The 8,021-nt window shown below is 52.4% G+C and carries 7 protein-coding genes and 1 riboswitch; of the genes, 2 read left to right on the top strand and 5 right to left on the bottom strand.

Features of this window, described 5'->3' with window-relative positions; translation table 11 throughout:
* Nucleotides 1–222: 222 nt before the first annotated feature.
* Together murI and btuB are read right to left on the bottom strand one after the other, a co-directional pair.
* Nucleotides 223–1,074, bottom strand: coding sequence for a glutamate racemase (gene murI, locus FVB43_RS22935; protein ID WP_133846334.1), 852 nt, complete (start codon nt 1,072–1,074; stop codon nt 223–225).
* A complete protein-coding gene (gene btuB, locus FVB43_RS22930) occupies nt 1,019–2,899 on the bottom strand; it encodes a TonB-dependent vitamin B12 receptor BtuB (RefSeq protein WP_167864839.1) in 1,881 nt (626 codons plus the stop codon). The genes murI and btuB overlap by 56 nt, the downstream gene beginning before the upstream one ends.
* 67 nt (nt 2,900–2,966) lie before the next feature.
* Nucleotides 2,967–3,146, bottom strand: a riboswitch (cobalamin riboswitch).
* Between the two features lie 125 nt (nt 3,147–3,271).
* Here btuB and trmA point away from each other — a divergent pair.
* Complete coding sequence (gene trmA, locus FVB43_RS22925) at nt 3,272–4,372, top strand: tRNA (uridine(54)-C5)-methyltransferase TrmA (RefSeq protein ID WP_133846336.1); 1,101 nt, start codon at nt 3,272–3,274, stop codon at nt 4,370–4,372.
* 36 nt (nt 4,373–4,408) lie between these two features.
* Here the strand turns inward: trmA and FVB43_RS22920 are convergent, their stop codons facing one another.
* On the bottom strand, nt 4,409–4,765 hold the full coding sequence (locus tag FVB43_RS22920; protein ID WP_167864838.1) for a YijD family membrane protein: 357 nt from the start codon (nt 4,763–4,765) through the stop codon (nt 4,409–4,411).
* A 64-nt stretch (nt 4,766–4,829) separates the two neighbouring features.
* Nucleotides 4,830–5,471 (bottom strand): HTH-type transcriptional repressor FabR, encoded by a 642-nt coding sequence (fabR, locus tag FVB43_RS22915; protein ID WP_133846338.1) that lies wholly within the window; start codon nt 5,469–5,471, stop codon nt 4,830–4,832.
* 192 nt (nt 5,472–5,663) lie between these two features.
* Between fabR and sthA the strand changes: the two genes are divergently transcribed.
* Nucleotides 5,664–7,064, top strand: a complete 1,401-nt coding sequence (gene sthA / locus FVB43_RS22910) for a Si-specific NAD(P)(+) transhydrogenase (protein ID WP_133846339.1) — start codon at nt 5,664–5,666, stop codon at nt 7,062–7,064.
* Here sthA and oxyR read toward each other — a convergent pair.
* Nucleotides 7,047–7,961, bottom strand: a complete 915-nt coding sequence (gene oxyR, locus FVB43_RS22905; protein WP_133846340.1) for a DNA-binding transcriptional regulator OxyR — start codon at nt 7,959–7,961, stop codon at nt 7,047–7,049. The genes sthA and oxyR overlap by 18 nt on opposite strands.
* Nucleotides 7,962–8,021 lie beyond the last annotated feature (60 nt).

Raw genomic sequence — 8,021 nt, 5'->3', positions numbered from 1 at the left:
AGCTTCCTGTTGCGAGGTGGCGTATATTACGCTTTCCTCCTTCGGAGTCAACTTCTTTTTGAGAAGTTTTTCCGGCGCTATCAGTTACCTGACGCTCCTGACTCGGTGGCTTGTAAGCCGTTGTTCCGTGTCAGTGGAGGCGCAGTATAGGGATTTTCTGGAGAGTGACAAGGGCTAATTGCAAAAAACTTTCTGAGTGATGATTTTTTGCCCTAAAGTTCCCTAAAGCGCCAGTTTTTCGAGCTTTGCAAAGCCATATCGTTGTAAAACGGGCATTAATTGAACTGCCTGTTCAGTGATATCCATGCAGAACGCCATGTTCTCATCCTGAGAAAAAGCCTCAGGAGACTCATTTTCCAGCAGCCACACCGTACGGCGGGCAATGGCAGCGCCAGAATCGATTAAACGAGTGCCTTCAGGCAGTACTTGCTGTAGCTCTTCACTGATAAGAGGGAAATGCGTGCAGCCAAGCACCACGGTATCGGGTGGCTCCTGCATCCGCAGCCAGGGTTGCAGAATACGTTTTACTTCTTCTATAGGAACAGGCTGACCATGCAGCTTAGCTTCTGCTAACTCCACCAGTTCCGCAGAGCCCAGCATCTCGGTTTTGCACTCACCACCAAAACGCGCCACCAGCTCTTTAGTATAAGGACGCTTTACTGTGCCACGCGTCGCCAGCAGACCAACCACGCCGTTACGGGTCAGACGTGCCGCTGGCTTAATCGCTGGCACAACACCGACAACAGGAAATTCAAAGCGTTCTCGCAGAGCAGGGAGCGTCACGGTGCTCGCCGAGTTACAGGCGATAACCACCAGCGCAAGAGGATAGAGCCGAGTGACCGCTTCCACGATGGTCACCACACGCTCGACGATAAACTCTTCCGACTTTTCGCCATAGGGGAAAGCAACGTTGTCGAAAGCATAGAGATAATGGAGATCCGGCAATAATTTGCGGATCTCATCATAGACAGAAAGCCCACCGACGCCGGAGTCAAAGACCAGCACGGTGGGGCGCGGTTTAGAAGGTGTAGCTGCCGCTGAGGTAGTATTCCCGTCCAGGGGTTTCATAGCCATACACTGTCTCGTAATCTTTATCGAACAGGTTGGCAATTCTACCACGAACAGTGAGATGGGATGTGACTGGATACGAAACCGCGAGATCCCACAGGCTGACACCGCCCAATTTGGCCAGATCACCGTTTGGATTTGTTGCGTATTGACGGTCGTAGCGTTCACCCAGGTATTGATAACTCACTGACCAGTCGAAATTATACACCGTCCAGTCGAGCTGATACTTCACCTGCTGTTTAGCCCGACGCAGCAAAATCTCATTGGTTTCAGCATTACGCGGATCAACGTAATCATAGGAAATCTGGTGAGATACCGGACCGGTATCAAATGAAGCCGTTGCTTCAACACCTTTGATGGTCGCTTTGTTGATATTGTAATAACCGCCGTTGGCACTACTGTAATCAATAAGGCTGTCGATATCGTTGCGATATGCGGATACATGCCAGGTTACAGGGCCCGTTAAGCCTTCGAAGCCCCCTTCCCACTGCTTGCTCTCTTCAGGATCAAGATTGCTATTGCCGCCAAAAGAACCGTACAGCTGACCGAGGTTAGGAGCCTTAAATGCAGTCCCGTAACTGGCGATAAAACGATAACCCTCAATGAACTCCCAGGCTGCGCTGGTTTGCCAGGTATTATGCCAGCCGTACACGGAGTGATCATCGCCACGAACGGCACCTTCCAGCGTCACTGGACCAAACATCTGCTGCCCGGTGGCATACAAACCCGTATTGGTCACTTCACGACGGTCATTCACATAAGCAGTCCCTGGCTCAATGGACTGCTTCTGCCAGTCAACGCCGCCACCCACACTGCCCTGTCCCACGACCACATTATTGGCCCACTGCAAATTATACTGCTGGGAGTCATCAAGAGTGGCGGAGGACGCATAGCGTCCCATATCAGGACTGTAGTTATAATCTTTCGTGTGGCTGTAGCTGGCGGTCAGATTGGAAGAATAGAGACCATTATTGAAGCGGAGTCCACCATCCCATGTCTGGCTATACAGCTGGCGAGTATCAACATAGGTATCGGGTTGAACGTAGGTCGGGCTACCGTCATAGGCAGTACGGTTATCAAAGCCATAACCACGAACAAAGACACTAAAATCATCATTGATCTGATGTTCAATCGCGCCATAGATGTTCTTGCTCATAAACCCATCACGATCGGATTGTGCAGTGTTGCCAAGCGCATCAGGATAATTAGCAACAACGTCATAGCCTTTGGTGTAGGTATAGTTACCTGCAAGCGTCACACGAGTATTCTGGCCCAGCATCTGCTGAGTGGAACCGTCGTAAGACTGATAGCCGTTGGAACCGACCCCTGCCGCAAGCGTCGTACCCTCCTTAGTGCGCGTGGTAATGATGTTGAGTACCCCACCAATGGCATCAGAACCATAGACCGCTGAACGTGCTCCACGTACATATTCAATCCGCTGAACCAGTGAAATTGGGATCTGGCTGAGATCGGAAGCACCGCTGATCCCCGCCTGATTAAGGCGCACACCATCAATCAAGACCAGAACATGGCTGGAGTTAGTGCCACGAATAAACAGTGAGCTTTGCTGGCCCATTCCACCATTTTGAGCAATATCGACGCCAGGCAGGCGGCGCATCACATCCGTCAGCGTTTTTGACTGCCAGCGGTCGATCTGCTCTTTCGTGACCACCGTGGTAGGGGCCAATACAGCAGAGACTGGCTGTTCAAAACGATTCGCAGTCACAACCTGCGTTTCTTCTTTATTACTGTCCTGTGCAAAGCCGTTTTGCGCCCAGAGGGAAATTGCCGTAGCGCTAAACGCCAACAGCGTATTTTTTGTTGTAATCATGACCAAGCATCCAAAAAATGTGCAGGATGCCGCAGGCATACGATCGATAGCACGCGATGACCGTAAGAAATGCGACGTTAATCCGGCAGGTCTTCGGGCTCAGAATCGTTGGGTGGCAATGACTTCCCGTCAAAAGACAGTGTCTGCGTTACGCTATTGTCACGACATTCTATACCGCTGCGCGTCAGCTCCAGATTTACACTGGATTCCCTATTAACTCGTGGGAGGCCGGGGAACGCATTTTATGAACAAATGTGTTAGAAGTCCAGATATCCAGACATCCATAAAGGGTGAATCGTGGACAATACTGGACATGAGGTAAAGAATCCCTACAATCGCCCGGCTATCACTGCCACATACTCAGGAACGCCCATGACACCCGAACAACTGCCTGTTGAACACTATGACGACCAACTCACAGAGAAAGTGACACGACTGACATCCATGATGTCTGCGTTTAACGCTCCCAACGTCGAGGTCTTCCGTTCACCGGTCAGCCATTACCGGATGCGTGCAGAGTTCCGTATCTGGCATGACGGTGATGATCTGTACCATATTATTTTCGATCAGAAGACACATGACCGCATCCGGGTGGACAGCTTCCCCGCAGCCAGTGAGCTGATTAACCGCCTGATGCCCCGGCTGATCGATGCCGTGCGCGACCAGCGTGCACTGCGTTTTAAACTGTTCCAGATTGACTACCTGTCGACGGTCAGTGGGCAGGTCGTTGTCTCTATGCTCTATCATCGTAAGCTGGATGATGAATGGCAGCAGGCTGCCACGCTACTGCGTGATGCGCTGCGCGCTGAAGGTTTCGATCTGCACCTCATCGGCCGCGCGACTAAAACCAAAATCTGTCTGGATCAGGATTTCGTGGATGAGCGTCTGATGGTGGACGGGCGTGAGATGATCTATCGCCAGGTAGAAAACAGCTTTACGCAGCCAAATGCGGCAATGAATGTGAAGATGCTGGAATGGGCGCTGGATGCGACGCGCGATTGTCGCGGCGACCTGCTGGAACTGTACTGCGGCAATGGCAATTTCTCGCTGGCGCTGGCACGTAACTTCCGCCGCGTGCTGGCAACGGAAATCGCCAAACCGTCAGTCGCCTCTGCTCAGTACAATATCGCGGTAAACCAGATCGATAACGTCCAGATTATCCGTATGGCGGCAGAAGAGTTTACTCAGGCAATGAACGGAGAAAGAAGCTTCAGACGCCTGGAAGGCATCGATCTGACCAGCTACGAGTGTGAAACCATTTTCGTCGACCCTCCGCGCAGCGGCCTGGATGACGAAACGGTGAAGATGGTGCAGGCGTATCCACGTATCCTTTATATCTCCTGCAACCCGACAACGCTGTGCGAGAACCTCGCCACATTATCGGCTACTCATGAGATTACGCGTCTGGCCCTGTTCGACCAGTTCCCGTACACACACCATATGGAGTGCGGCGTTCTGCTGACTCGCCGCTAATCTGGCTCGGGCGATATCCATCGCCCGGCTTTCGCATTACACGCTGGAATGACGCGCGCGCCACTTAACAGCAATCCAGAACACCACCGCCACCATCAGAATGGTCGGCACAAAGTTTGAGCCAATCTCAGGATACTCCGCTCTGACAATCGCACTGTACAAGAGAATGCCCAACAGGAAGAATCCCGCAGCCAGCGAGGGCATACCGTCCGGCATGGCACGGTTAAGATAACGTTGATGCAGGCACCAGGCCGACAGACCCAATGCAATCAGAGGGAAAACAGAAAATGGCACCACTGCGCTGAACAGCACCGAAAACGAGCCGTTAATCGACAGCCCGGTAAGAAATGTTAACAGCAGAGTGCCTTTATCGCGGCCAGTCGCTAAACTCATGTCATCCCCTTGAATTTGTTCCAGTCGGCTAGGTTATTTGCCATGTAGGCCCTGACCAGGCCGCTTAGTCTTTTGCTTCCAGCGTCACCGCCAGCTTCTCCTGCTCACGTCGATACCAGTAATATGCCCCTTTAGAGATCATACGCAGTTGCAGTACCAGCCTTTCTTCCAACTGGCGTCGCTGATCGACATCAATATCCAGTGCTTCAGCACCGGCGTTAAACACGATAATGACCATCGCTTCTGCCTGCGCTTCGGTGAAGCTGCGCGGCATACGGTTCTCAACTTCCAGATAATCGGCCAGTTCGGCAATAAAGTGCTGAATTTCACGGGCAACAGCGGCACGAAATGCGGATGACGTGCCGGAGCGTTCACGCAGCAGTAACCGAAAGGCATTTGGGTTATTACCAATAAACTCCATAAAGGTAGAAACAGAAGTGCGGATGACACTGCCACCTTTGGCAATACGCTGACGCGCCTGGCGCATCAACTGTCGCAACATCAGACCACTTTCGTCCACCATGGTTAATCCCAATTCATCTACATCACGAAAGTGACGATAAAATGACGTTGGGGCAATCCCCGCCTCCCTGGCAACTTCCCGCAAACTGAGGCTGGCAAAACTACGTTCGGCACTGAGTTGACTGAATGCCGCTTCGATAAGTGAACGTCGTGTACGTTCTTTTTGCTGCGCTCTAACGCCCATTTTTGTGCCTGTTTAGCCTGCAAGTGGGCACTATAGCAAAAATTTCAGCGTACAGTGGGCCAAACTTTGTGAGCGGCTGTTAACCCTGTCATTTGGCATTTGATGGCAAAAAGCACGGTTAGAATTGGGAACTGAGGCGCGAGATGTTAGAATCTCGTTGTAAAATTGTATAAGAAAATAGGACGTATTGGTATGCAACAGTCTTATGATTACGACGCCATTGTCATTGGTTCCGGTCCTGGCGGTGAAGGTGCTGCGATGGGACTGGTGAAGCAAGGTGCACGTATTGCCGTCATCGAGCGCTACCACAATATTGGTGGCGGATGTACACACTGGGGAACAATCCCGTCGAAAGCGCTGCGTCACGCCGTCAGCCGCATTATCGAGTTCAACCAGAACCCACTGTATAGCGACCACACGCGTCTTCTCCGTTCTTCTTTCGCCGACATTCTGAATCACACCGAAAACGTTATCAGCCAGCAAACCCATATGCGCCAGGGTTTCTATGAGCGCAACCACTGTGAACTGTTCCAGGGGGATGCACGCTTTATCGATGCCAACACCATTGAAATCGAGAGCCACGATGGCAGCATTGAGCGTCTGACCGCAGGCAAGTTTGTCATCGCCTGCGGATCACGTCCTTACCATCCGCCGGATGTCGACTTTACCCACCCACGTGTTTATGACAGCGACTCCATCCTGAATCTGCACCATGAACCTGGTCATGTGATTATCTATGGCGCAGGGGTGATTGGCTGTGAGTATGCATCGATTTTCCGGGGTCTGTCCGTCAAAGTTGACCTGATCAATACCCGTGACCGTCTGCTGGCTTTCCTCGATCAGGAAATGTCTGACTCGCTGTCCTATCACTTCTGGAATAACGGCGTGGTCATACGCCACAACGAAGAGTTCGAGAAGATTGAAGGTGTGGCAGATGGTGTGATCATGCACCTGAAATCCGGAAAAAAACTCAAAGCAGACTGCCTGCTGTACGCCAACGGCCGCACCGGTAATACCGATGGGCTGGGGCTGGAAAATGTCGGACTGGAAGCGGATGGCCGCGGCCTGCTGAAGGTGAACAGTATGTATCAGACGGCGCAGCCGCATATCTATGCGGTAGGCGATGTCATCGGGTATCCGAGCCTCGCATCAGCCGCCTACGATCAAGGCCGCATTGCCGCTCAGGCGATGATCAAAGGCGAGGCCACCGCTCATCTGATCGAAGATATTCCTACAGGTATCTATACCATTCCGGAAATCAGCTCTGTCGGGAAAACCGAGCAGCAACTGACAGCAATGAAAGTGCCATATGAAGTGGGCCGTGCGCAGTTTAAACACCTGGCACGTGCGCAGATTGTTGGTATGAACGTTGGTAGTCTGAAAATTCTGTTCCACCGCGAAACCAAAGAGATCCTCGGTATTCACTGCTTCGGTGAACGTGCTGCGGAGATTATCCATATCGGCCAGGCGATTATGGAGCAGAAAAACGGTGGCAACACGATTGAGTACTTCGTGAATACCACCTTTAACTACCCCACCATGGCGGAAGCCTATCGGGTGGCGGCGCTTAACGGTTTAAACAGGCTGTTCTAAGCGGCCCATCACACCTCGCATATGCTCACGGATCGCCTCTGCCAGCTGTTCATAACGGCCACGCAGAGGTGAACCTGGGCGATACACCAGGGCGATAGTGCGCTGTGGTACCGGCTTATAGCAGGACAGATAACAGACGCCATCACGCACTCTTTCGTTCGGTACGGCCAGCGAAGGTAACAGTGTGATACCGCTGCCCGCCGCCACCATATTGCGCAGCGTTTCCAGACTGGTCGCACGGAAATGCGTATCTTCATCCGCCCCCGCCTGGAAGCAAAAGCCCATCGCCTGATCGCGCAGACAGTGACCATCTTCCAGCATCAGCAGTTTCTCCCCGGCCAGATCCGACATCGGAACACGATCGCGGTCGTGCCACGGGTGATCCGCATAGATCGCCAGTTTCATCGGCTCATCAAAGAGTGGGACTTCAATAAACGCTTCTGACTCTTTCACCAATGCCAGGATCGCACAGTCCAGCTTACCGCTGTCGAGTTGCGCCAGCAGTTGCTGCGTTTGTGCTTCGTGCAGATACATCTCCAGCTTAGGGAAGGTCTGATGAAGCGTAGGAATAATCTGCGGCAACAGATACGGGCCAACGGTCGGGATCAGCCCAATGTGCAGCGGGCCGGACATCGCCTCGCCTTGCTGGCTGGCCATCTCTTTCAGGACCTTGACCTCCCGCAGCACAGTCCGGGCCTGATCCACCAGCAGCAGACCTGCCTGAGTGAATAATACCTTGCGGCTGGTACGTTCCAGCAGCATCACCCCCAGCTCATCTTCCAGCTTGCGAATCTGGCCGCTTAACGTTGGCTGACTCACATGGCAGGCATCGGCTGCACGACGAAAATGGCGATGTTCTGCCAGCGAAACCAGATACTCCAGATCACGAATATTCATCTTATCCTCTTTTTCACGATAGCCCGTGACGATAGATAGCATAGCAACCAACGATTATCC

Source organism: Erwinia rhapontici, from assembly GCF_012271765.1.
GTDB lineage: Bacteria > Pseudomonadota > Gammaproteobacteria > Enterobacterales > Enterobacteriaceae > Erwinia > Erwinia rhapontici.
Note: the sequence above shows the minus strand (reverse complement) of the source record. Positions and strands in the feature narration are given on the sequence as shown.